This window comes from Pantoea sp. GW821-FHT03E06 (assembly GCF_059420725.1).
The window spans coordinates 667,985-693,334 of record NZ_JBWKUG010000001.1 but is presented as its reverse complement, the minus strand read 5'-3'; the positions used below and the strand labels follow the sequence as shown (position 1 = coordinate 693,334).

The 25,350-nt window shown below is 53.4% G+C and carries 19 protein-coding genes and 1 other annotated feature (1 of these 20 running past the window's edge); of the genes, 3 read left to right on the top strand and 16 right to left on the bottom strand.

Annotation, left to right across the window (positions count from 1 at the left end):
* Positions 1-33: 33 nt before the first annotated feature.
* Genes ispH through ribF form a run of 5 tightly spaced genes read right to left on the bottom strand, consistent with a single transcriptional unit; the run spans position 34 to position 5,727 of the window.
* The gene (gene ispH, locus AC07WB_RS03160; RefSeq protein ID WP_064737614.1) at positions 34-987 is read right to left on the bottom strand and encodes a 4-hydroxy-3-methylbut-2-enyl diphosphate reductase; all 954 of its coding nucleotides are present in this window, start codon (positions 985-987) and stop codon (positions 34-36) included.
* Entirely contained in the window at positions 968-1,438 is a 471-nt protein-coding gene (gene fkpB / locus AC07WB_RS03155) for an FKBP-type peptidyl-prolyl cis-trans isomerase (protein WP_097094972.1), read from the bottom strand. Before fkpB ends, ispH begins: the two co-directional genes overlap by 20 nt.
* Before the next feature lie 3 nt (positions 1,439-1,441).
* On the bottom strand, positions 1,442-1,942 hold the full coding sequence (lspA, locus tag AC07WB_RS03150) for a signal peptidase II (RefSeq protein WP_494940025.1): 501 nt from the start codon (positions 1,940-1,942) through the stop codon (positions 1,442-1,444).
* Complete coding sequence (ileS, locus tag AC07WB_RS03145; RefSeq protein WP_494940024.1) at positions 1,942-4,761, bottom strand: isoleucine--tRNA ligase; 2,820 nt, start codon at positions 4,759-4,761, stop codon at positions 1,942-1,944. Before ileS ends, lspA begins: the two co-directional genes overlap by 1 nt.
* Before the next feature lie 27 nt (positions 4,762-4,788).
* On the bottom strand, positions 4,789-5,727 hold the full coding sequence (gene ribF, locus AC07WB_RS03140; protein WP_494940023.1) for a bifunctional riboflavin kinase/FAD synthetase: 939 nt from the start codon (positions 5,725-5,727) through the stop codon (positions 4,789-4,791).
* Between the two features lie 318 nt (positions 5,728-6,045).
* On the opposite strand from ribF, the gene rpsT reads away from it, so the two are divergent.
* A complete protein-coding gene (gene rpsT / locus AC07WB_RS03135; protein WP_036619798.1) occupies positions 6,046-6,309 on the top strand; it encodes a 30S ribosomal protein S20 in 264 nt (87 codons plus the stop codon).
* A gap of 61 nt (positions 6,310-6,370) precedes the next feature.
* Here rpsT and nhaR read toward each other — a convergent pair whose 3' ends face one another.
* The 4 genes from nhaR to dnaK form a co-directional block, all read right to left on the bottom strand.
* Entirely contained in the window at positions 6,371-7,264 is an 894-nt protein-coding gene (gene nhaR, locus AC07WB_RS03130) for a transcriptional activator NhaR (RefSeq protein ID WP_097094976.1), read from the bottom strand.
* Positions 7,265-7,301: 37 nt separating this feature from the next.
* The gene (gene nhaA, locus AC07WB_RS03125) at positions 7,302-8,480 is read right to left on the bottom strand and encodes a Na+/H+ antiporter NhaA (protein WP_400458009.1); all 1,179 of its coding nucleotides are present in this window, start codon (positions 8,478-8,480) and stop codon (positions 7,302-7,304) included.
* A gap of 228 nt (positions 8,481-8,708) precedes the next feature.
* Positions 8,709-9,842 (bottom strand): molecular chaperone DnaJ, encoded by a 1,134-nt coding sequence (gene dnaJ / locus AC07WB_RS03120; protein ID WP_097094978.1) that lies wholly within the window; start codon positions 9,840-9,842, stop codon positions 8,709-8,711.
* A gap of 104 nt (positions 9,843-9,946) precedes the next feature.
* Positions 9,947-11,851: a molecular chaperone DnaK gene (gene dnaK / locus AC07WB_RS03115; protein ID WP_097094979.1), complete on the bottom strand. Its 1,905-nt coding sequence runs from the start codon at positions 11,849-11,851 to the stop codon at positions 9,947-9,949.
* Positions 11,852-12,149: 298 nt separating this feature from the next.
* Here dnaK and satP point away from each other — a divergent pair, with 298 nt between their 5' ends.
* Entirely contained in the window at positions 12,150-12,710 is a 561-nt protein-coding gene (gene satP, locus AC07WB_RS03110) for an acetate uptake transporter (RefSeq protein ID WP_494940022.1), read from the top strand.
* Between the two features lie 34 nt (positions 12,711-12,744).
* Here satP and AC07WB_RS03105 read toward each other — a convergent pair whose 3' ends face one another.
* The 4 genes from AC07WB_RS03105 to AC07WB_RS03090 form a co-directional block, all read right to left on the bottom strand.
* Positions 12,745-14,055: an MFS transporter gene (locus AC07WB_RS03105; protein WP_494940021.1), complete on the bottom strand. Its 1,311-nt coding sequence runs from the start codon at positions 14,053-14,055 to the stop codon at positions 12,745-12,747.
* 111 nt (positions 14,056-14,166) lie between these two features.
* Positions 14,167-14,754 (bottom strand): molybdopterin adenylyltransferase, encoded by a 588-nt coding sequence (gene mog / locus AC07WB_RS03100; protein ID WP_494940020.1) that lies wholly within the window; start codon positions 14,752-14,754, stop codon positions 14,167-14,169.
* A 107-nt stretch (positions 14,755-14,861) separates the two neighbouring features.
* A complete protein-coding gene (tal, locus tag AC07WB_RS03095) occupies positions 14,862-15,815 on the bottom strand; it encodes a transaldolase (RefSeq protein ID WP_097094983.1) in 954 nt (317 codons plus the stop codon).
* A gap of 162 nt (positions 15,816-15,977) precedes the next feature.
* Positions 15,978-19,406 carry an inverse autotransporter beta domain-containing protein gene (locus AC07WB_RS03090; protein ID WP_494940019.1) on the bottom strand — a complete coding sequence of 1,143 codons (3,429 nt, stop codon included), beginning with the start codon at positions 19,404-19,406 and terminating at the stop codon, positions 15,978-15,980.
* A gap of 381 nt (positions 19,407-19,787) precedes the next feature.
* On the opposite strand from AC07WB_RS03090, the gene yaaA reads away from it, so the two are divergent.
* Complete coding sequence (gene yaaA / locus AC07WB_RS03085; protein ID WP_400458012.1) at positions 19,788-20,564, top strand: peroxide stress protein YaaA; 777 nt, start codon at positions 19,788-19,790, stop codon at positions 20,562-20,564.
* A gap of 74 nt (positions 20,565-20,638) precedes the next feature.
* On the opposite strand, the gene thrC is transcribed toward yaaA, so the two are convergent.
* Genes thrC through thrA form a run of 3 tightly spaced genes read right to left on the bottom strand, consistent with a single transcriptional unit; the run spans position 20,639 to position 25,320 of the window.
* A complete protein-coding gene (gene thrC, locus AC07WB_RS03080; RefSeq protein WP_097094986.1) occupies positions 20,639-21,922 on the bottom strand; it encodes a threonine synthase in 1,284 nt (427 codons plus the stop codon).
* A gap of 3 nt (positions 21,923-21,925) precedes the next feature.
* Complete coding sequence (gene thrB, locus AC07WB_RS03075; RefSeq protein WP_097097598.1) at positions 21,926-22,855, bottom strand: homoserine kinase; 930 nt, start codon at positions 22,853-22,855, stop codon at positions 21,926-21,928.
* A gap of 2 nt (positions 22,856-22,857) precedes the next feature.
* Positions 22,858-25,320 (bottom strand): bifunctional aspartate kinase/homoserine dehydrogenase I, encoded by a 2,463-nt coding sequence (thrA, locus tag AC07WB_RS03070; RefSeq protein WP_097094987.1) that lies wholly within the window; start codon positions 25,318-25,320, stop codon positions 22,858-22,860.
* Positions 25,321-25,346: 26 nt separating this feature from the next.
* Positions 25,347-25,350, bottom strand: a sequence feature (Thr leader region); it runs 119 nt beyond the window's last position.

Sequence of the window (25,350 nt, the reverse complement as noted above, 5' to 3'; positions counted from 1 at the left end):
TGTCGGCCTGATTTCTACTGCGGCGTGAACCGCTTACTGCACGTTGCGCACGTCGACGCGCAGTTCTTTCGGTACTTCAAACACAATGTTCTCTTCGCGACCAATCAGCTCAATGGCGGCTTCACCACCAAGCTCGCGCAAACGTTGAATCACCTGCTGCACCAGAATGTCCGGCGCTGATGCCCCCGCCGTAACGCCGATGACCTGCTTATCTTTAACCCACTCTTCCTGGATGTCATCCGCTGAGTCGATCAACTTCGCCAGCTTGCCGGCACGCTGCGCCAGTTCCGCCAGCCGGTTGGAGTTAGAGGAGTTTTTCGAACCCACCACCAACACCACTTCGGCATCACGCGCCAGCACGCGCACCGCTTCCTGACGATTGGTAGTGGCGTAGCAGATGTCATCTTTACGTGGGCCGATAATCGCCGGGAAGCGCTGACGCAAGGCATCAATCACGTCCGAGGTATCATCAACGGAAAGCGTGGTCTGCGTCATAAAGCACAGGTTGCTCTCATCTTTCACATTCAACTTGAAGACGTCTTCCGGAGATTCCACCAAATACATGCCGCCGTTCGGATTGCTGTATTGGCCCATGGTCCCTTCCACTTCAGGATGACCCGCATGACCAATAAGAATGGCTTCAACACCTTTACGGCTGGCGCGCGCCACTTCCATATGCACTTTAGTCACCAGCGGACAGGTGGCATCAAACAGCATGGTAAGGTTACGTGCTTTGGCTTCAGCGCGAACGGCTTGTGATACACCGTGCGCGGAGAAGATCAGAATCGCGTTGTCCGGCACTTCAGCGATCTCTTCAATGAAGATTGCACCGCGCTCGCGCAGGCTGCTCACCACGTAGCGGTTATGTACTACTTCGTGACGCACGTAGATGGGCGCGCCGTACATCTCCAGCGCGCGCTCAACGATGCTGATGGCGCGATCAACGCCTGCGCAGAAACCGCGTGGGTTAGCTAACAGGATTTGCATCGTTGGCCTCCAGCACCGGATCAATCTCCAGCACTTCAATGTCGAACTGAATGCGTTGACCCGCCAGCGGATGGTTAAAATCCACGGTGATCGAGTCGCCAGAAACTTCACGGATCACACCCGGCATTTCGCTGCCGCCTCGACCGCTAAACAGCATGATGGCGCCCACTTCCGGTTCGCCCGCATCGTTGAAGTCACGACGCGAGAAGTACTGAACCAGGTCAGGACTGGTGCCGCCAAACGCATCTTCCGGTTCCAGTGTAAAGGCGTGCTTATCACCCACTTTACGCCCGATGAGATGCTGTTCCAGCGCGGCCGATAAGCTGCCATCACCCAGACGGAACAGCGCAGGTTTGCCGTTGGCGCGCGTGGATTCAGCTGTCGAGCCATCTTCCAGCTTCAATGTAAAATGCACCAGCAACGCGCTATCGCGCTGAACTAAGTCTGTCATCTTTTATTCCTTAGCCGGTTTGCCGTTCGGGCTGAGAAAACCTTCTATCACCACCAGCGCCGCCCCGATGCAGATGGCGCAATCGGCGATATTAAAGGTTGCGAAGTGCCAGTCACCGACATAGAAGTCGATAAAATCGACCACAAAGCCGTGATATGAACGGTCAAACAGGTTGCCTAACGCCCCGCCGATAATCAGCGCGTAGGCGATATTGGTTAACTTGTTAGCGGCGCGGTTGCGATACATCATCACCAACAGCGCCACCACGATAGCAATGGCGATACCGGCAAAGAACCAGCGCTGCCAGCCGCCTTTATCCGCCAGGAAGCTGAACGCCGCGCCGTAGTTGTGCGCGTAGAACAGATTCAGGAACGGCATTAGTGGCTGCGTTTCATGCAGCATCATGTTGTTGATGACCCACATCTTGCTACCAAAATCGATGGCAATCACCACCAGCACCAGCCACAGCCAGCGCAAACCGGTTGAACAAAGCGCTTTACTCATCAGGCAAATTTCCGCTGTTCGCCATTACCGGCAACGTTGGTATAGCAACGACCGCATACTGCAGCGTGCTCGGGATTCTGGCCTACATCGGTAGTGTAATGCCAGCAGCGCGGACATTTCTCGCCTTCAGCTTTGTGCAGCGCGATTTTCAGACCTTTTAACAACTCGCTCTGCTGCGCTTCATCGCTGGCTGTGGCGTAATCCGCTACGGTTGCGCCTGAGGTTAGCAGCACAAAGCGCAGCTCATCGCCCAGCGCCTGCAGCTTGGCTGCCAGCTCGGCATCCGCGTAAAGCGTGACCGTGGCTTCCAGCGCACCACCGATGCGTTTATCGCTACGTGCCTGTTCAATAACCTTGTTCACTTCGCCACGCACTTTCAGCAGATCATCCCAGTAGGCGTCGTTCAGCGCTTCGTTATCCGCTAAACCAAACAGGCCTTGATACCACTCTTCGGTGAACACGTATTTCACGCGATCGCCCGGCAGATAACCCCAGATTTCATCGGCGGTGAAGGACATGATGGGTGCCATCCAGCGCACCAGCGCTTCCACAATGTGCCACAGCGCGGTTTGGCAGCTGCGACGCGCCAGGCTATCGCCTTTCGCGGTGTACTGACGATCTTTGATCACATCGAGATAGAACGAGCCCATTTCGATGGAGCAGAAGTGCATCAGGCGCTGCACCACTTCATGGAAATCATAGTTCTCGTAGGACTGCACGATATCCTGCTGCGCTGCCAGCGCACGGCCGACCGCCCAGCGATCTACCACGACCATTTCTTCCGGCTTCACGCAGTCGGTCGCCGGATTGAAGCCAGCGAGGTTAGCCAGCAGGAAACGCGCGGTATTACGGATACGACGATAGCTATCTGCGGCACGCTTGAGGATTTCGTCGGATACCGCCATCTCACCAGAGTAATCGGTTGAGGCAACCCACAGACGCAGAATGTCCGCCCCCAGCTTATCCATGACGTCCTGCGGTGCCACGGTGTTGCCGATGGATTTCGACATCTTGCGGCCCTGACCGTCAACGGTAAAGCCGTGCGTTAGTACCTGACGATAAGGCGCTTTGCCTTTCATTGCCGTGGAAATCATCAGGGAAGACATGAACCAGCCGCGATGCTGATCCGACCCTTCCAGATACATATCTGGCGTGTGGCCACCAAACTCTGGACGCGCATCCACCACCGAGTAGCTGGTCGATCCGGAGTCAAACCAGACGTCTAAGGTATCTGGCACTTTCATGTAGTGATCAGCGTCGTCGCCCATGAGATCGCGTGGATCGAGATCCCACCATGCCTGGATGCCGTCCTGCTCAACCCGTTTGGCGACTTTTTCCATCAGCTCCAGGGTATCTGGGTGCAGCTGCTCGCTCTTTTTATGCACGAACAGCGCCATCGGCACGCCCCACGTACGCTGACGTGAGATACACCAGTCTGGACGGTTGGCCACCATCGCTTCGATACGCGCCTGGCCCCAATCCGGAATCCACTGCACGCCTTTAATCTCTTTCAGCGACTGCGCACGCAGGCCTTTCTGATCCATGCTGATGAACCATTGCGGCGTAGCGCGGAAGATGATCGGCGTTTTGTGACGCCAGCAGTGCGGATAGCTGTGCAGCAGTTTCTCAACGTGCAGCAGCGCGCCCTTCTCTTTCAGCAGCTCAACGATCATGTCGTTGGCTTTAAAGACGTTCACGCCATCCAGCGTAGGATACGTGCCTGGCAGATAAGCGCCGTCCGGACCAACCGGATTGGCGGTTTCCAGGCCATATTTCTGTCCGATCACATAGTCATCCGGGCCGTGACCAGGTGCAGTGTGTACCGCACCGGTACCGGCTTCCAGGGTTACGTGTTCACCCAGAACTACTTTGGATTGGATCTGCTCAAGGAACGGATGCTGGAACAGTTGCAGCTCAAGTGCCGCGCCGTTGCATTCGCCCAGCACTGTCCAGTCGCTGATGCCGGCGCGCTTCATCACGCTTTCGACCATCTCTTTAGCGAGGATCAGACTGCGGCCTTCAATCTGCAGCAGCTGGTATTCAAATTCCGGATGCAGCGAGATACCGCGGTTGGCCGGCATAGTCCACGGCGTGGTGGTCCAGATAACCAGAGAAACCGGGCCTTCTGAAGCCGTCACGCCAAACTTCGCGCGCACTGCGTCAGCATCAACGGCATTGAACATCACGTCGATGGATGGCGAGGTTTTGTCGTAGTACTCGACTTCCGCTTCAGCCAACGCAGAACGGCAATCCATGCACCAGTGCACCGGCTTGGCGCCTTTGTGCAGATGTCCGTTGCCGATGATTTTACCCAGCGCGCGGATGATGTTGGCTTCAGTCTGGAAATTCATCGTCAGGTAAGGACGATCCCAGTCGCCTAATACGCCGAGACGGATGAAGTCATTTTTCTGACCTTCTACCTGCTCAGCCGCATATTGACGGCAAGCTGCACGGAATTCAGCCGCGCTCACTTTCTCGCCCGGCTTACCGATCATCTGCTCAACTTTGTGTTCAATCGGCAAGCCATGGCAGTCCCAACCAGGAACGTACGGCGAGTCATAGCCCGCCATGCCTTTCGACTTAACGATAATGTCTTTCAGAATCTTGTTAACTGAGTGACCAATATGAATGCTGCCGTTCGCATAAGGAGGGCCATCATGCAAAATAAAGGTTTTTTTCCCTTTTTTGGCTTCGCGGATGATGCCGTACAGGTTGTCATCATACCAACGTTGCAGCATTCCCGGTTCACGCTTGGCCAGATCGCCACGCATCGGGAACCCCGTTTCCGGCAAATTCAGGGTAGATTTATAGTCACTCATCAGATTCTCGATTCCGTATTTCGGTCATTAAACCGGTGTTTTTAGCCCAAAGAATTGGCGGGCCGTCACCACATCTTTCGCAATTTGTTCTTTCAACGCGTCCAGCGAAGCGAAACGCTGTTCATCGCGAATCTTCTGTTTCAGCACCACTTCAATGTGACGCCCATAAAGATTCATATGTGTGTCAAGCAGATGAACTTCAAGCTGCTGACGTAAACCTTTCACCGTTGGACGTGTACCAATATTTGCCACGCCCGGCAGCGGCTGTTCGCCGAGGCCTAAAACTTCAACCGCGAACACGCCTTTCACCGGCGTAACGGTACGCCGTAAAGGAAGGTTAGCCGTAGGAAAACCGATGGTGCGCCCAAGTGCATCACCGTGCACTACGCGGCCTGAGATGCTGAATGGATGGCCCAGCAGCGCTTCAGCTTGCGCAAAATCATCCTGCGCTAGCGCCTGACGAACACCTGTGCTGCTGATACGCTTGCCGCTATCACAAAAAGTCTGGGTGCTGATGACCTCAAAGCCATACTCCGCACCGGCTTTCTGTAATAACAGGAAATCCCCCTGGCGACCAGCGCCAAAGCGGAAATCATCGCCGACCGCGAGGAATTTAACGTTCAGCTTATCGACCAACAGCTCAGAGATAAAACTCTGCGCTGAATGCGCAGCAAAGCGGCGATCGAAACGCACGCAGAGCACCGCATCGACGCCCGCTTGTTCGAGGTATTTCAGTTTTTCACGTAAACGCGTGAGGCGCGCCGGGGCTTTATCGCCAGCGAACAATTCAAGCGGTTGTGGCTCGAACAGCATCACCACCACCGGCAGATTGCGTTGTCGTCCTTCGGTAATCAGTTGCGCCATCAAAGCCTGGTGGCCGCGATGTACGCCGTCGAAATTACCAATGGTCAGGACGCAGCCGCGATGCTGCTCTTTCAGATTATAAATACCGCGGATAAACTTCATGGCTGACTCAAACCGGTGGAAATCGGCGGATTATACCCTTGAATGGCGTTGAGGTTAACCCGTATACGTGCCTTTCCTGCTTCTGAAGCGGGTTAATCCGTATGTGGCCAGTCGCTTAGCAAGGATCTGAAGATTTTTGCTGCGAAATACTGTATTCAACGACGCGTTGCTGGTAGAATCCTGCGCCATCAATTACGTAATCGAGTGTTGTTACTAAAACGACGCTTATTTGCACAAATCCATTGACATAAGAAGGCGCAAAAGGCATAGTCCTCGGCCTTTGATTTGTCCATATAGATCACATTTGGGAGTTGGACCTTGGCTAATATCAAATCAGCTAAGAAACGCGCCGTAACATCTGAGAAACGTCGCAAGCATAACGCAAGCAACCGTTCAATGATGCGTACTTTCATCAAGAAAGTATACGCGGCTATCGCAACAGGCGACAAAGCTGCTGCGCAGAACGCATTCAACGAAATGCAACCACTCGTGGACCGTCAGGCTGCTAAAGGTCTGATCCACAAAAACAAAGCTGCACGTCATAAAGCAAACCTGACTGCACAGATCAACAAACTGGCTTAATCGCCCGTCTGTTAATCGCTTTGTAGAAAGAACCGGCGCTTAGCCGGTTTTTTTATGCCTGTCATTCCGTGGTAAACAGCGTACTGAAATCGCGATGGCAAATCCGCTGTACCGCCGGATGCTGGATCATACGTTCGGCAAAGATCACGTGATACTCCTCCAGCACCGTATCTAAACGCCCAATTTCCCGGATAGCATCATCACGATAGATGTCTGCGCCGTACAGTGAGGGGGCGACGAAAATCGCGTTATTTAGCGCACCAAACGCCTTCATCAATGCCGCATCATCAAATTCCCCTAGAATCTCCACCTGCAAACCCTGGCTATGAATCCAGTTCAGCAGTTTGCGTCCGAGCATGGAGCGCCGTCCCGGAATCAACAAGCGACGCGCTTCCAGACAAGCGGGAAACGGCATGGTTGGCAACGGGGTGTGACACCAGAAGCTAACTGGACACTCACCAAGTTTGACCGAAAACAGCCCTTCCTGCTGCGTGGAATCAATCGGGCAATCGGAGAGGATCATATCCAGCTTATGCTGGCTGAGCTGCTCCAGCAGCATCTCGTGTGTCGATTCAAAGCAGCGCAGATGGATTCTCTCATCAGCGACCACCGCAGCTTCCAGCACCTTGCTCACCAACTGCTTAGACAGCGCATCCGCGACGCCCACGTCAAACAGCAGATGCGACTCTTTGCGGTAGTTAACGATATCGAGCATCTCCTGGCTCAACATGAACATGCGGTCGGCGTAGCGGAACACCAATTGTCCGAGTTCTGAAGGCACTAAGCCGCGTCCCTGACGGCGAAACAGCACGCCGCCTAACTGCTCTTCCAGTGACTTAATCTGGCCGGTAACGGTTTGTGGCGCAAGGCACAGCACATCTGCCGCCCGCACCACCGAACCGGTTTTGCACACCTGCCAGAAATAGTAGAGATGATTGAAGTTAAGCTGATTCATCGGCAAAAAAAGAGGGCTTGCTCCCTCTTTCCTCTCTTTAACGCAGTTTGATGCGCAGCAGCGTATAACCGATCACCGCTGAGAGCATTGAGCCGCTAAGAATCCCCAGTTTGGAGAAGGTCACCAGTTGCTCATGTGCGGCATCAAAGGCCAGCGAGCTGATAAATATCGACATGGTGAACCCAATACCGCACAGCACGCCAATCGCCATGATATCGCGTATCGTAGTGCCTGCAGGCAGCACCGCCAGCCGCCACTTCACCGCCAGCCAGCAGAACAGCGTAATACCCAACGGTTTACCGACCAGCAATCCCAGAATGATACCGAGCGGTTCTGGCGACAGCGTATCCATAAAGGTAATGCCGCTCAGTGAAATACCGGCATTCGCAAAGGCAAACAGCGGCAGAATCAGCCAGTTTACCCATGGCATCAAGCCATGCGCTAAATGCTCAGCCGGTGAATGGCCGTTCTTCTCTTCCAGCGGCACAAAGAAGCCGACAACAACGCCCGCCAGCGTGGCGTGCACGCCAGATTTCAGCACCGCAGTCCACAGCACTATGCCGACCAGCATATAGATCGCGATATTGCGTACACCACAGCGATTAAGAATCGCCAGCAGCACAATTGCCCCCGCCGCCACGCTCAGCGACAGTACAGAAAGATCGCTGGTATAGAACAGCGCGATAATCACGATGGCGCCGAGGTCATCAATAATCGCCAGCGCCATCAGGAATACTTTCAGCGCGGTCGGAACACGGCTTCCCAATAGAGCCAGCACGCCTAAAGCAAAGGCAATATCGGTAGCAGTGGGAATCGCCCAGCCATTGCGTGCAATAGGATCGCCATGGTTTAACGCAAAAAATATCAGTCCCGGTAAAACCATGCCGCCGAGCGCAGCAATAACCGGAAATATGGCGCGATCGCGGCTGGCCAGTTCGCCGGTAACCAGTTCGCGTTTCACTTCTAAGCCGATCACCAGGAAAAACAGCGCCATCATAGCGTCATTGATCCAGAGCAGCAGGTTTTTGCTGATATCTAATGCGCCAAAGCGAATTTGTACCGGTTGCGCAAGCAATGATTGATAGCCCTGAGCGGTCTCCGCGCTGTTCGCTAATATCATTGCCACCACGGCGGCCAGAATCAGTACCAGGCCATTACTGGCATCACTGGCGATGAAGCTTTTCAGCAAGCTTCGAATACTGCGGGGTTTGTTCACAACTCCTCCTGATTAGAGACATTTGGCTGAGAAGTGTAGCGATTCAAACACCTCGTTAAAAGCAGCTTATTTCTCAGTGATTGCTCGATAATACCGATTTTTAGCAGGTTTTTTTTGGCTTACATCAATTCCGGCAAAATTGAGCATATATCAGGAGCGGCAGGTTAACAGCGAAACATAAAAAAAGCGGAGAGTTTCCTCTCCGCTTCGTTAGCATGCCTGGCAAGATTAACGTGTCAGATCGTCAAAGAACTTTTTCACGCCATCGAAGAAGCTTTTGGAGCGCGGGCTGTTTTTCTCGCCGCCTGCACCACCAAAGCTCTCTTCCAGTTCGCGCAGCAGCGCTTTCTGTTTGTCATTAAGGCTCACTGGCGTTTCTACCACCACACGACACAGCAAATCGCCTACCGCACCGCCACGTACCGATTTCACCCCTTTACCCCGCATCCGGAACAGTTTGCCGGTTTGCGTTTCAGAAGGCACTTTCAGGTTTACGCGGCCATCAAGGGTTGGCACTTCAATCTCGCCGCCCAATGCTGCCATAGCAAAGTTGATCGGAACTTCGCAGTACAGGTTGTTATCTTCACGCTCAAAGATCGGGTGTTTTTTCACCGAAACCTGAACGTAGAGATCGCCCGCCGGTGCACCGTGCTCGCCCGCTTCACCTTCACCGCTCAAGCGAATGCGATCGCCGGTGTCGACGCCCGCCGGGATTTTCACCGATAGGGTTTTACTGCGCTCAACACGACCGTGACCATGACAAGCATTGCACGGATCTTTGATCACCGAACCGCGACCATGACAGGTTGGACACGCCTGCTGCACGGTGAAGAAACCCTGGCGCATCTGCACCTGGCCCGCTCCGTGACAGGTTGAGCAGGTCTGCGGTTTGGTGCCCGCTTTGGCGCCGCTGCCGTGGCAGACATCGCACTCTTCCAGCGTAGGAATGCGGATCTCTTTGGTCACGCCGCGTACCGCTTCTTCCAGCGTTAGCTCCATGTTGTAGCGTAAATCGGCGCCACGAGAGGCACGCTGACGGCGGCCACCACCAAAAATATCGCCAAATACGTCGCCAAAGATATCGCTGAAATCAGCACCGCCGCCGCCGAAGCCACCGCCGCCACCCATACCACCTTGTTCAAAGGCTGCATGACCGTATTGGTCGTAGGCCGCACGCTTCTGCGCATCGGTCAGGATTTCGTAGGCTTCCTTAATTTCTTTAAACTTCGCTTCGGCTTCTTTATTGTCCGGATTACGGTCCGGATGGTATTTCATCGCCAGGCGCTTATAAGCCTTTTTGATTTCACGCTCATCTGCGGATTTAGAGACGCCTAAGATCTCGTATAAATCACTCTTAGCCATATTTGTTCTGCCCTTAACATGATCGCACGGGCGTGGAGAAATCTCCTACGCCCGTGCTGGTTTCAACGGCTGTCAGGCCAGCCGTCGCGCCCGGTCAGGGGCAATTATTTTTTGTCTTTTACTTCTTCGAATTCAGCGTCGACTACGTCGTCATCTTTCTTCGCAGAAGCATCGCCAGCGTCAGCTGCCTGACCCTGCTGCTGTGCCAGCTCCATCAGTTTGCTGGACACTTCCATCAAGGCCTGCATTTTGGCTTCGATTTCAGCTTTATCTTCGCCTTTCAGCGCGGTGTTAAGCTCGGTCAGTGCCGCTTCGATCGGCGCTTTATCGTCAGCAGACAGCTTGTCGCCCGCTTCATCTAACTGCTTACGGGTGCTGTGCGAAATCTGATCGCCCTGGTTACGGGTCTGCACCAGCTCTTCGAACTTACGGTCAGACTCGGCGTTCGCTTCCGCGTCACGCACCATTTTTTCGATCTCTTCCTCGTTCAGACCAGAAGACGCCTTAATGGTGATCTTCTGCTCTTTACCGCTGTTTTTGTCTTTCGCAGACACGTGCAGGATACCATCCGCATCGATATCGAAGGTGACTTCGATCTGCGGCATACCGCGCGGTGCAGCCTGAATACCGTCGAGGTTGAACTGGCCCAGTGATTTGTTATCACCCGAACGTTTACGCTCACCCTGCAGCACGTGAATGGTCACGGCAGACTGGTTATCTTCAGCCGTCGAGAACACCTGGCTGTGTTTCGTTGGGATGGTGGTGTTCTTGCTGATCAGCGAGGTCATCACGCCGCCCATGGTTTCGATACCCAGCGACAGCGGAGTAACGTCCAACAGCAGTACGTCTTTCACTTCACCCGCTAACACGCCACCCTGAACCGCAGCACCAACGGCAACTGCTTCATCCGGGTTCACGTCTTTACGTGGCTCTTTACCAAAGAACTCAGTGACTTTGGCCTGAACCATTGGCATACGCGTTTGACCGCCAACCAGGATCACGTCGTTGATGTCTGAAACCGACAGACCCGCATCCTGCAGAGCGACTTTCAGCGGCTCGATAGAACGCGCAACCAGATCTTCAACCAGTGATTCCAGTTTCGCACGGGTCACTTTGATGTTCAGGTGCTTAGGACCGGTTGCATCAGCCGTGATGTACGGCAGGTTAACGTCGGTCTGCTGCGCAGAAGACAGCTCGATCTTCGCTTTCTCAGCGGCTTCTTTCAGACGCTGCATTGCCAGTGGATCGTTGTGCAGATCGATACCCTGATCTTTCTTAAATTCAGCCACCAGGTAGTTAATCAAACGGCTATCGAAGTCTTCACCACCAAGGTGGGTATCACCGTTGGTTGCCAGCACTTCAAAGGTTTTCTCGCCATCAACGTCATCGATCTCGATGATTGAGATATCGAAGGTACCGCCACCCAGGTCATAAACCGCGATAGTACGGTTGCCTTGACCTTTGTCCAGACCATAAGCCAGCGCGGCTGCGGTTGGTTCGTTGATGATACGTTTTACTTCCAGACCTGCGATACGGCCGGCGTCTTTAGTCGCCTGACGCTGCGCATCGTTGAAGTAAGCTGGAACGGTAATAACCGCTTCGGTTACTGCTTCACCGAGGAAATCTTCCGCGGTTTTCTTCATTTTTTTCAGCACTTCAGCAGAGATCTGCGGCGGTGCCATTTTCTGGCCTTTTACATCCAGCCATGCGTCGCCGTTATCAGCGCCGATAATTTTGTAAGGCATGATTTTGATATCACGCTGTACTTCTTCGTCCTGGAAGCGACGGCCAATCAGGCGCTTGATCGCAAACAGGGTGTTTTGCGGGTTGGTCACAGACTGACGTTTAGCCGGTTGACCTACCAGAGTTTCGCCATCTTGTGCATACGCAATGATCGACGGCGTGGTGCGATCGCCCTCGGCGTTTTCCAGCACGCGTGCTTTACCACCATCCATAACCGCAACACATGAGTTGGTTGTACCCAAGTCAATACCAATAATCTTACCCATCTAAACGTCTCCTACTTAAATTCTTTGCCAATTTGGGTTGTGAAACAGAGATGCGGTCAAACTGACCACTTTCAACTGCTGGAGCAGGCTTTTTTTTGCTGCCTCACAACGCTCGATGACAACTAAATGGGGCCGGTTCGATGCGCATCAAGGGTTAAAACTAAAAAAAATTTCATTCTCTGCGCGATTAAGATCAAAGTTGGCCAAAATGAGGTTGATTATTATGCAGCGCCTCGCGCCCCCAGCGGTATGCGTGGGTAAACATTAAAAATATCTTAAACGCTGCTTCTGAGGAATTATGAGCAACACTACGCTGGCGAATCCCGCCCCGTTGGGCCTGATGGGATTCGGTATGACTACCATCCTGCTCAATTTACACAACACCGGTCTGTTCGCGATGGATGTGATCATCCTGGCAATGGGCATTTTTTATGGCGGCATCGCGCAAATTTTTGCCGGGCTGCTGGAGTACAAAAAAGGCAATACCTTCGGGCTGACCGCCTTCACCTCTTACGGCAGCTTCTGGTTAACGCTGGTCGCCATCCTGCTGCTGCCGAAACTGGGACTGGCTGCCGCGGCGGATGGCCACTTCCTCGGCGCATATCTGGCACTGTGGGGGATTTTTACCGCATTCCTGTTCGTCGGTACGCTGAAGTCAGCGAAAATGCTGCAGTTTGTGTTTGCCAGCCTGACGCTGCTGTTTGCGTTGCTGGCAATCGGACATCTGGCTGACAACGCTGGCTTAATACGTTTTGCCGGCTGGATTGGCATCATTTGCGGATCGAGCGCGTTCTATCTGGCGATGGGCGAAGTCCTGAACGAAAAGTTTGGCCGCAGCGTGCTGCCAATCGGTGATTAAAAAAAACGCGGAGCCTGTTGGGCTCCGCGTTTTTTTAAGAAGAGTGCAGCGACACATCCAGCTGTGTATGCTGCTGGCGACTATCTCGCCACAGCCAAACGCCCACCAGAAAACCCATCACCGCTAACGCCAGCACATACCACGCGGGTGCCATCGGCGTCAGACTCATCATTAGCGTCACGCTAATCGGCGTCAGTCCACCAAAAATGGCGTATGAGACATTGTACGAGAAAGAGATGCCGGTAAAGCGCACCGCCGCCGGAAACGCATGCACCATAACAAAAGGCACCACGCCCACCACGCCGACGCTCAAACCCGCTAAGCCATACCAGACAAACAACATTTCTGGTGTGTTGCCCAGCTGATGGAAGAAGTTCCAGCTCGCGATGGCCAACAGTATCGAACCCACCACCAACGTACGCGCCGCGCCAAAGCGATCCACCAGCCATCCGGCGATAATGCACCCCAGCAACAGCATAATGGTAGCGACACTGTTGGCTTGCAGGCTGAGCGCCGCTGAAATGCCATGCTGTTTCTGCATCAGCGTGGGCGCCATCAAAATCACCACCACAATGCAGGCTGACAGCAGCCAGGTGAGCAGCATCGAAATTACGATGCCGCGCTTATGACTGGTGAGAATGGTTTGCAGCGGCAATTTATCTGCCAGCGCTTTACGCTGCTGCAGCTGCTGGAACACCGGCGTTTCATGCAGCCAGCGGCGCAAATACATTGCCAGCAGGCCAAATATACCGCCGAGGAAGAACGGAATGCGCCAGCCGTGATCGCGAATTGCCGCCGGGGATAGAGCGGTATTCAGCACGGTTGCCACCAGCGAACCCAACAGAATGCCGGCGGTTAATCCGGCTGTTAGCGTGCCGCAGGCAAAGCCGATGCGTTTCTCAGGCACATGTTCGGCCACAAACACCCACGCGCCAGGCACCTCACCACCAATCGCGGCGCCTTGCAGCACGCGCATCAGCAGCATTAACAACGGCGCAGCGATGCCGATGCTGGCATAGGTTGGCAGCGCACCCATCGCCAACGTGGGCAACGCCATCAGCAGAATACTCAGGCTAAACATCTTCTTGCGCCCGACCTTGTCACCAAAGTGCGCCATGATGATGCCGCCCAGTGGACGCGCCAGATAGCCAGCGGCAAAGATGGCGAAGGTTTGCACCTGGCGCAACCATTCGGGGATGTCTGGCGGGAAAAATAGCTCGCCAATGACGGCGGCAAAGAAGACAAATATAATGAAGTCGTAGAATTCCAGCGCCCCGCCAAGGGCGGCTAGCGACAGCGTTTTGTAATCCTGTCCATTGAGTCGACGCGAGGTGTGCGAATCCATAATCCAGCAGTATCCAAAGGCTAAACAGACGTTTGTAAAGATTGAATTACTATACCGTCAATATTTTGCCACACCAGCGCTGCTAGATTTTATACCTGAAAATGCCGATCTTTAGTTATTTGTCTCACGGCGTGCGCTTTTAGGGCGAAAAGCTGCTACGACGTCGCGATGCGTTTCCACATATGGCCCTTCAAGCAACTGTAAACAATAAGGTACAGCGGCAAAAATCCCCGGCACTTTGATCGTTCCATCGTCAGCTTTCAGCCCTTCCAGCGTCTCTTTGATGGATTTCGGCTGGCCCGGCAAGTTGAGGATCAATGACTGCTTGCGAATCACACCAACCTGACGCGAAAGTATCGCCGTGGGTACGAACTGCAGGCTGATCTGGCGCATCTGCTCGCCAAAACCCGGCATTTCACGATCGGCGACCGCCAGCGTGGCGTCGGGCGTTACATCGCGCCGCGCCGGTCCGGTACCGCCGGTGGTGAGCACCAAATGGCAGAACAGCTCGTCGACCAGTTCGCAGATCGCCTGCTCAATCATCGGCTGCTCATCCGGCACCAGCCGCGTTTCGATTTCAAACGGCGTGGCAAGCGCGGCGGCGAGCCAGCTTTCCAACGCTGGAATGCCCTGATCCTGATAGATGCCGTTAGCCGCACGATCGGAAACGGAAATTAAGCCAATACGTAAAGTATCCATAGTGTTATCGCTGTGTAGGCTGCAAATGGGGGAAATGAAAAGGATAATACAGTAGCGAGGGAAGCGGGTAAAACCGTGGCGACTCGACGCCGCCACGACATATCACCTTACAGCAGTTCGGCGATCATCTTCTCAAGTTTGCCCTGATCGATGGCAAAGTTGCGGATGCCTTCGGCCAGCTTGGTCACAGCCATTGGATCCTGGTTGTGCTGCCAGAAGAATTCAGCTTCGGTCATTTTCGCCGGGCGCGCTTTCACTTCGCCGGTATAGCTCAGTTTGCGCTCAACGGTACCTTCGCTCTCCGCCAGCTCTTTCAGCAGGCCTGGAGAGATGGTCAGACGGTCGCAGCCAGCCAGCTCAATGATTTCACCAACGTTACGGAAGCTGGCGCCCATGACCACGGTTTCATAACCGTGCTGCTTGTAATAGTTGTAGATTTCAGCCACAGAGACCACACCTGGATCTTCGTGTGCTGCGTACTCTTTCTTATCGGTGTTCTGCTTGTACCAGTCGAGGATACGGCCTACGAATGGCGAAATCAGGAACACGCCCGCTTCGGCACATGCACGCGCCTGCGCGAAGGAGAACAGCAGCGTCAGGTTACAGTTGATGCCTTCTTTTTCCAGCTGCTCGGCGGCACGGATGCCCTGCCAGGTTGACGCCAGTTTGATCAGAATGCGGTCATTGCTGATGCCGGCATCGTTGTACAGTTTGATCAGGCTACGCGCTTTCGCGATGCTCGCTTCAGTGTCGTAAGAGAGGCGCGCATCGACTTCCGTCGAGATGCGACCCGGGATCAGTTTAAGAATTTCCAGACCAATATTGACGGCCAGCTTGTCAGAAACCAGCGCCAGCTGATCGTCTTTGTTGCTGCTCTGCTGACGCGCCCAGCTAATGGCTTCGTCAATCAGTTTGCGGTATTCAGGGATTTGCGCGGCGTTCAGAATCAGAGAAGGGTTGGTAGTAGCGTCCTGCGGCTGGTACAGCTTCATCGCTGCGATATCACCGGTGTCGGCGACTACGGTGGTCAGCTGACGCAAGGAAGTAAGTTTGTCCGTCATGTTCTTTTCTCTTAGTTGACTGTCAGGGTGAAAAAAGCTGAAGGGATAATATCATGCAGCAACGGCGGTGCAAGGAGAGGTTCAGTGCACAGAGTGCTACTGAAAAAAGGGAAAAGAGGCAGCTAATCTGCCTCTTAGGAAGAAAATAAAACTATTTTAAACTCATTTTATACATAGAGTCTGATAGTACAGCGTTCCGGTATTAGCATGATATTCAGCACTATCTTGATGGAAATGGTAGAGAGAATTATCAGACCAGAATAAGGTTGCTATCAAACGCGTTAAATCGCCCCATTCACCAAACACCGTTCCTACACCCCGAACGCCTTTAGCCCCCAGCAAGGTGGAGTTGGGAAGGACGGCTCCTTCAGATGCGCAATACGATTTTGCAACTGAATAAGTGATGTCGCTATTAGGCGAAGGAACAAACGCCCAGTGTTTAATCGTAAAGCTGTAGCGCAATGATGTTGCTGTTGTCTTATCTTTGGCACTGATTTCAACCGTGCGGCTAGCAGGCAAGTCGTTAATTGTGACTTTACCGCTCGCATTGACGGTTACCGCAGGGTCGCTACTACTCCAGATAAAGTCGGTTGCCGCTGCCGTCAGATTATTCACCACCACATTGAAGCTGGCACTTTTAAAACCGGTTTGAGGGAATGCAGCACCAGGCTGATGGCTACGAACGGCGCCATTGGCCAGATCCAATCCCTCAATGCTACTTATTCCCGAGAACGTGAGATCGCGAGTCAGCACATTCCCTGACGTTGCGGTTAAGCGAGCAGTGCCAATCTTTGTGCTGTTAATCTCCACGGAAAGATTGCCATCTTTGTCGGTAGATACTTCGGGATTTGCTGGTGTAGCGCCGTTCGTGGCGCTGAACCGCACTTTCACGCCTGCCACCGGGTTACTATTAGCATCCACAACTTTCATCGATACGCGGTTGGCTTCTTTTCCTGCTTCGGCACGATCGCGGGTGATAATAAAAGTAGCATCATCAACTTTAGCGGTGCTGGCATCAGCAATAAACTGAATATTCTGCGTCATTTGCGAGCCATTGAATGCCGCGCTGACCTTGCTGGTTCCTGCACGCAGGTTCGTCGCGGCAACGATCACTTCCCCTTGTGCATTACTCGCCGTGCCACTGCCCTGTATAGATGCACCATTGGTCGCCGTAAAATTGATGACCTCGCCTGCAATCGGATTATTCAAGGCATCCTTAAGCACTGCTTTCAACGTGTTTGTCGCACTGCCATTGGCAACCACACCATTCTGCTGCACCACAAAGTCGGTGACTTTTGCCGTAGCAACATCAGCAATAAAGTGCGTATCCAGCTTACGCTGCTTACCGTTGGTTTCGATAACGACATTCGTGATGCCAGCCAGCGTATTACTGACTTCAATAGTCGCCACGCCGCTTGCATTGGTCACCACGGTATCGGCCTTTAATTTAGCGCCATTGCTGGCTGAGACAGTGATGCTCTGTGCGGGAACGTCGTTGCTATTGGCATCAACGACTTTCACCTGCAAGGTGTTCATCGCCGTGCCATTGGCGGCACTGTTATCCTTCACCAGCGTCAAGGTTGGCGAAGCAGATCCGTTATCGGCAATAAACGTCGTACTCAACTCCTGAGATTGACCATTGACCTGTACAGTAACCCGCGCTTCGCCGGCTTTTTTGTTGAAGACATCCGCGACGAAGACACCATTTTCATCGGTAATCACATCGCCCTGTATCGTCGCGCCATTGGTCATCGTCAGGGTCATCTTCATGCCCGCGACCGGGTTACCAAAAGCATCCAGGATACGTCCGGTTACCTGGTTAAATGAACCGCCATCCGCAATGGCATTATCCTGTTTAACCAGCAGCGTTCCCGGCTCAAAGGTGGCCGTTGTGCTGTCAGCAATAAAGTCCACTGCCGTTGTCTGTTGTTTCCCGCTGACTTCAAATGTCACGGGAACCGATATCGCCTTGTTATGTCGGATGTCCACGCTGACTTTACCCTGGGCATCACTCAAGGCTTTATTGCTGGAAAGCAGAGCGGCGGAGGATGTGCTGAAGCGAACTTCGACGTTTTCCAGCGGCTGCCCGAGATTGTCCAGAATTTCAGCCGTGATTTGGTTGTGTTCAATCTGGTTGGCGACCGCGTAATTCTTAACTACCTTCACGGCGCCAAATGAACCGGTTGCAGGCATAACTTCAACCACGGTCTGTACGCGTTTGGAAGCGTTGCCTTTTTCATCCCGAGCGACGGCGGAAATAACATACTTGTTCGCATTCAGGTCACGATCGTAATGATAGGCGGGCAGCATAATCACTATCGAATCAGACTGTTGTTGAACCATTTTCGCACCGGCAGCCAAAATAGGTCCTATATCCCAATCAATCGCCTTGAGCGGATATTTTGACCTGACATGACCTTTGATTAATAACGTATCACTGGCATTGCCGCTATGTTTAGGCGCGATATCCAGCGTGACGGTATCGTTACGGCGGTAATCAAGAACGATAGTATTATTACGATCGACTAAATCGTAGCGACTGCCTGCTAATGTTCGGGTTTGTTTTACGCGATCGCTATCAAGGTGATCGCTCCATTTATCACCCAAGCGATAATTCAGCTGCAGATTGAACTGCGTTTCGTTATTACCGCCGCTTCCGCTTCGATAGTTACTGCCTAATGTGACCAGTGGAATTGGGGTGTAATTAATGCCCATGGTCAATGCGGAAGGATCTTTCTGACGATGGTCTTTGCCAAATAAAGCCACTTCGTTACCGCGATATTTTTCATACGCCAGCGTCCCCCCTAATTGCGGGTAGATCGGCAGCCAACCTTCGAAGCGCAAATCGTAACCATTGGCTGGACGCTCATCATAATCGACAAAATCGCGCGACTGATGCCAGTCGCTGATGCGCCAGTAAGTGTTGGCTGAGATTTTAGCAAAATCACGCCCCAGTTCTGCTCCCACACTAAAACGACGATTTTTACCGGTAAAGTCATTATCCAGAAAGGTATTAATACCCATCATCCAGCTATCAGCGAAATAACGACCGCCAATACCGATATTCCCGGTGGTACGTTGATCGATATGGCGCAGCCCCAGCGAATTAAATAACAGCCAGGATTCACGATCGTACAGCGGGAAGAGAACATCGGCAGCACTGCCGTCCAGCCCACCTTTTGCATCAACGTTCAGCGCAACACGCGCCGATCCATATAAATTTAGCCAGCTTTCAACTGAACGATTCACTTCATTAACGGCAGCACCGCGTACCAGCGAACTGGCGGCATTGGCGCTGTCTTTCTGGCTGAGTACCGTCGCCAAAGTTTGTGCTTTATCACTGTAAGTGGCGTAACGTTCTTGTTCAGTTTGTTGTAAGGTTTCAGCCTGTTTGGCCGTGAGCGCTTTTTCATTGTCGCGACTTATTGAAGCGGCCTGCGCGACCGGCAGCAATGTTGAACTTAATAGGGTGGCGATCTGTATGGATAACGTCGTCCAGGCAACCCATTTTTTACCCGATAATTGAACTGATGATCTATTTCGCTGCGACCGTCTTTTTTCTTTTATTAATTTATTTTCTTCATTGCTCATAACCATTCATCCATATAGTTAAAGTTTCACTCCATTGCTAATAGAGATATGCGCCAATAGCCATTAACAGCCGCTTTAATTTATCAGAAGAAAACGATTGAACAAAAATAATAAATAATTGATAAATAAACACAAAATGCAAAAAGACATCCTTTGAGACCGTTCTCAACATTAAACTTTCAGAATTTTATAAAGGAAAAAAGTTAAATTTAAGACTGGGCTTAACCTGCACCACAAATAACATCGATACCTCTATTTACCGTTTCTTAAAAGTCCACCTGTTGCTTTGATAATTAACAACGCACTTTGGCCGGTTCGATTACGCAGATGAATTTGTTACACTCATCACGTCATTTCAAAACTCAATGGAAAAGCAAAACCATGCTGATTGTCATCTCTCCTGCGAAGACGCTGGATTACGAAAGCCCGCTGGCGACCAAGCGTTTTACTCAGCCGGCGTTGTTAGACAAGTCACAACAGCTGATTCAGGTGGCGCGCGGCCTTTCACCGGCGCAAATCAGCTCGCTGATGGGCATTAGCGATAAGCTGGCGCATCTCAATGCCGATCGTTTTCACAGCTGGCAACCCACATTCACACCAGACAACGCGCGTCAGGCGATTCTGGCGTTTAAAGGTGATGTCTATACCGGCTTGCAGGCTGAAACCTTCAATGATGGCGATTTCGAGTTTGCCCAGCAGCACCTGCGCATGCTTTCCGGCTTATATGGCTTGCTGCGACCGCTCGATCTGATGCAGCCCTATCGTCTGGAGATGGGGATCAAGCTGGCGAATCCGGCCGGGAAGGATCTTTACGGCTTCTGGGGCGATCTGCTAACAGAGAAGTTGAACGAGGCAATTGCGGAACAGGGCGATGAAGTGCTGATTAATCTGGCATCCGATGAGTATTTCAAAGCCATCAAGCCAAAACAACTCAACGCGCAGTTGATCAAACCGGTTTTCCTGGATGAGAAGAACGGCAAGTTTAAAGTCATCAGCTTCTACGCTAAGAAAGCGCGTGGTTTGATGAGCCGCTATGTGATCCAGAACCGCCTGACCAAGCCAGCGCAGTTGAAGAAATTCGATGTGGATGGCTACTTCTTTGATGCGGCAGAAAGCAAAGATAACGAGCTGGTGTTTAAGCGCCGCGAGCAGAAATAAGCAAGGTCGCCATGAATGGCGACCCCATCTCAGCATGGTTATGTAGGGTGCGCATTAATGCGCACCTACTGGATTTACTTCAGCAAAAACGCCCGCAGCTCAGCGAAATCGCCTTTCAGATTGTGTGACAGCAGTGGCAAATCGGCACGCTCGGCCAGCTCTTTTGGCAGCGGCAGATCCTGACCTAAAATCTCATCCACGCTCTCTTTGAACTTCGCCGGATGCGCAGTCCCAAGGAACAGACCATATTCGCCCTCCTGCAGGTTATCGCGCAGCAGACGATAAGCGATTGCCGCATGCGGTTCAGAGATATAGCCAATCTCCGCCAGCTCGCGCATAGTGGATTTAGTGGTTTCATCAGAAACCGCACCATAAGCCAGATCGGTCAAACGCCAGGTTTTGCGGCGGAACAACTCTTCCACGCGCGGCCAGTTGTTAGGCTGGCTAACATCCATCGCATTCGACAGCGTAGCCACCGTCGCATTTGGCTGCCATGCGCCGTTGCCGAGGAAGCGCGGCACGGTGTCGTTGGCATTGGTTGCGGCGATAAAACGCTTGATCGGCAGACCCAGCGATTTCGCCAATAGACCCGCCGTCAGGTCACCAAAGTTACCGCTTGGTACGGAAACCACCAGCTGATTGCGCTGCTCTTGTGGCAGCTGCGCCACCGCTTCGAAGTAGTAGCAAATCTGCGCCAGCAGGCGGCTGATGTTAATAGAGTTCGCCGAGTTCAGACCAATCGCCTTCTTCAGCTCTTCATCATCAAATGCCTGTTTTACCAGCGCCTGGCACGCATCGAAATCGCCTTCAACCGCGATGGTTTCAATGTTGCCGCCCAGCGTACAGAACAGTTTCTCCTGCAACGGGCTGATTTTACCCTGCGGATAGAGAATCACCACGCGCACGTTTTCCATGCCGTAGAACGCATGCGCCACGGCGGCACCGGTATCGCCGGAAGTCGCGGTCAGAATAGTGATCTGCTCATCCGCGCCGCTTACGTACGAGAGCATCTGCGCCATAAAGCGGCCGCCGAAATCTTTAAACGCCAGCGTTGGGCCGTGGAACAGCTCAAGGCAAGCCACATCAGCGCTCACCTTCGCGACGGGAGCCGGGAAAGCAAAGGCGTTTTTCACGCGCTCAGCCAGCTGATGCGCCGCAATTTCATCGCCAATGTAAGCAGACAGGATTTTGCTGCTGCGGCTGACGAAATCCATCTCCAGCATGGCATCGATATCGGTTAGTTCAAATTCCGGCAGTTCGAGCGGGAAAAACAGCCCTTGCTGCGAGCCGAGGCCCTGTTTAACCGCCTGAGCAAAACTAACCTGCTCGTTGTGATCTTTAAGGTTGTAGAGTTTCATGCATTATCCCAATTTACGTGCGCCAGCCGTATCAAGACGGCAGATGTGGACGAAACCTTCTTCATTCTGCAGATAGTGCTGGCTCAGCCAGTCCGCCATCCGCTGTGCCGTTGCCATCTCGTTGCAAACGGCGAAAAGCGTGGGGCCAGAACCCGAAATGCCGCACGCCAGCGCGCCAATATCCTGCGCGGCTTTACGCGCATCGGCGAAGCCCGGCAGCAGTTTGGTACGATACGGCTCGGCGATAACATCCTGCATAAGTTTAGCCGCCAGCCCAGGCTGGCGCGTATGACAGGCGTGAATAAAGCCCGCCAGCAGACGTCCATGCTTGATGGCATCTTCTTTGCGATATTGCGCCGGCAAAATGGCGCGCGCTTCGGCGGTGGAGACTTTGATGCCCGGATAGGCCATCACCCACAACCATTCGTCAAAGCACGGCACCTCCTGACTGATAATGCCGTTCTCTTCAATCATCAGCTGTACGCCACCGAGGAAGCATGGCGCGACGTTATCGTAGTGCACGCTGCCGGAAATCCGCCCTTCCAGCTCGCCCATCAGCGCCAGCAGTTCAGTATCATTCAGCGGTTTGCCGCAGAACTCGTTCATCGCCATTAGCCCAGCCACCACCGAGCAGGCGCTGGAGCCGAGGCCGGAACCGATCGGCATATTTTTTTCCAGCGTCATCGCCACCGGAACCTGTTTGCCAATCGCCTGGCAAAAACGCTCCCAGCACTGATAAACGATGTTCTCCTGCGGATTGCTCGGCAGTTTGCTGACAAAGCGCCCGGAATTCACCAGGCTAAAGCTGTCGGCCGCTTCCACGGAAACACAGTCACCCAGCAGGGTGCCATCCACCGGCGAAACCGCTGCGCCTAGCACATCAAAGCCGACGCTAACGTTGCCTATCGAGGCCGGTGCATAAATTTTTACCATCATCAAACTCCCAACTTCCACGACAGCGTACGCAACAGGTCAGCAAATACGCCAGCAGCTGTTACATCATTCCCCGCACCATATCCACGCAGAACCAGCGGGATGGGCTGATAATAGCGGCTGTAAAATGCCAGCGCATTCTCACCGTTCTTCACTTTGTACAGCGGATCGTTGCCGTCCACCGCATCAATCTTCACTTTGCAGACGCCGCCCTCTTCAATCGCACCGACGAAGCGCAGCACTTTCCCTTCGTCACGCGCTTTGGCAATGCGCGCCGCAAAAGCATTATCCAACTCCGGCAGGCGTTCCATAAACTGCTCAACGTCGGCGATATCCGCCAGGCTGGCGGGCAGCAGCGGTTCGATGTCGATATCGCTTAGCTCCAGCTGATGTCCGGCTTCGCGCGCCAGAATCAGCAGTTTACGCGCCACGTCGGTGCCGGAAAGGTCGTCGCGCGGGTCCGGCTCGGTAAAGCCCAGCTCACGCGCCATTTTGGTGGCTTCTGACAGCGAAACGCCTTCATCGAGTTTACCGAAGATAAAGGAGAGTGAACCCGAAAGAATACCGGAGAATTTGATCAGCTCATCACCGGCGTTCATCAGGTTTTGCAGGTTTTCGATCACCGGTAAACCGGCGCCCACGTTGGTGTCGTACAGGAACTTACGGCGCGACTTCGCTGCTGCGGCACGCATCTGCTGGTAATAATTCCACGACGAGGTGTTGGCCTTTTTGTTCGGCGTGACCACATGGAAGCCCTCGGCGAGGAAATCCGCATATTGATCGGCCACCGCCTGGCTGGAGGTACAATCGACGATCACCGGATTCAGCAGGTGATACTCCTTCACCAAACGAATCAAGCGGCCGAGATTGAACGGCTCTTTGGCTTCGCTCAACTCCGCCTTCCAGTTGCTGAGGTCGATACCGTGCACGTTGGTTAACAGCGCACGCGAGTTAGCGATGCCGCACACGCGCAGATCGATATGCTTCTGTTTCAGCCACGCTTGCTGGCGGTGCAGCTGATCGAGCAGCGCCGCGCCAACGCCGCCAACGCCGACCACGAACACTTCGATCACCTGATCGGTAGCGAACAGCATTTGGTGCACCACGCGGACGCCAGTGGTGACTTCATCATTGCTCACGACGACCGAGATGGAACGCTCAGACGAGCCCTGCGCAATCGCCACGATATTGATATTGGCGCGCGCCAATGCCGAGAAGAATTTAGCGGAGATGCCGCGCAGCGTACGCATGCCATCGCCCACCACCGAGATCACCGCCAGCTGTTCCAGCACGTCGAGCGGATCGAGCAGGCCATCTTTCAACTCCAGGTAAAACTCCTCTTCCAGCACGCGACGCGCACGCGCCTGGTCGCTTTGCGGTACGCAGAAGCTGATGCTGTATTCGGAAGAGGACTGAGTGATCAGTACCACCGAAATGCCGGTGCGTGACATGGCAGCGAACACGCGCGCCGCCATGCCCACCATGCCTTTCATACCCGGACCGGAGACGTTAAACATCGCCATGTTGTTCAGGTTGGTAATGCCTTTTACCGGATTTTCATCCAGCTCGCCTTCGCCGCCAATTAAGGTGCCAGGCGCTTGCGGATTGGCGGTGTTTTTGATCAGGCAAGGAATCTGAAACTGGGCGATAGGTGCGATAGTGCGAGGGTGAAGTACTTTAGCGCCGAAGTAGGAGAGCTCCATCGCTTCCTGATAAGACATGGATTTCAGCAAGCGCGCATCTGGCACCTGACGTGGATCGCAGGTGTAGACACCGTCGACATCAGTCCAGATTTCACAACAGTCGGCGCGCAGGCAAGCGGCCAACACGGCAGCAGAATAGTCAGAGCCGTTGCGGCCCAGCACCACCAATTCGCCCTTCTCATTGCCCGCGGTGAAACCGGCCATCAGGATAAAATGATCCGCCGGGATCTGGCTGGCAGCGATGCGGCGGGTGGATTCAGCAATATCAACGGTAGATTCAAGGTAATGACCGACGGCCAGCAGCTTTTCAACCGGATCGATAACGGTCACTTTATGGCCGCGCGCCTGCAGCAGCGCTTCCATAATGGCAATCGACAGCTTCTCGCCACGGCAGATGATGGCTGCGTTGACGGCATCGGGACATTGGCCCAGCAGGCTGATGCCGTGCAGCACTTGCTTTAATTGCGCAAATTCCAGCTGTACGCGGGTTTTCAGTCCGTCGAAGTCAAAACCGGGCTGCGCATCATGCAAGCCTTGCAGCAGGTCGGCAAAAATGCGTTCGGCATCACTGATATTCGGTAACGTATCCTGGCCGCTGATGGTTTTCTCAATCATCGCCACCAGATGATTGGTAATTTTCGCTGGCGCAGAGAGAACGGTCGCAACCTGTCCCTGTTGTGCATTGCTTTCCAGAATGTCCGCCACGCGGAGAAAACGATCCGCATTGGCCACTGAGGTTCCGCCGAATTTCAGCACTCGCATAGTTGAAGCTCTCCTGAATTTTTGCCGAAA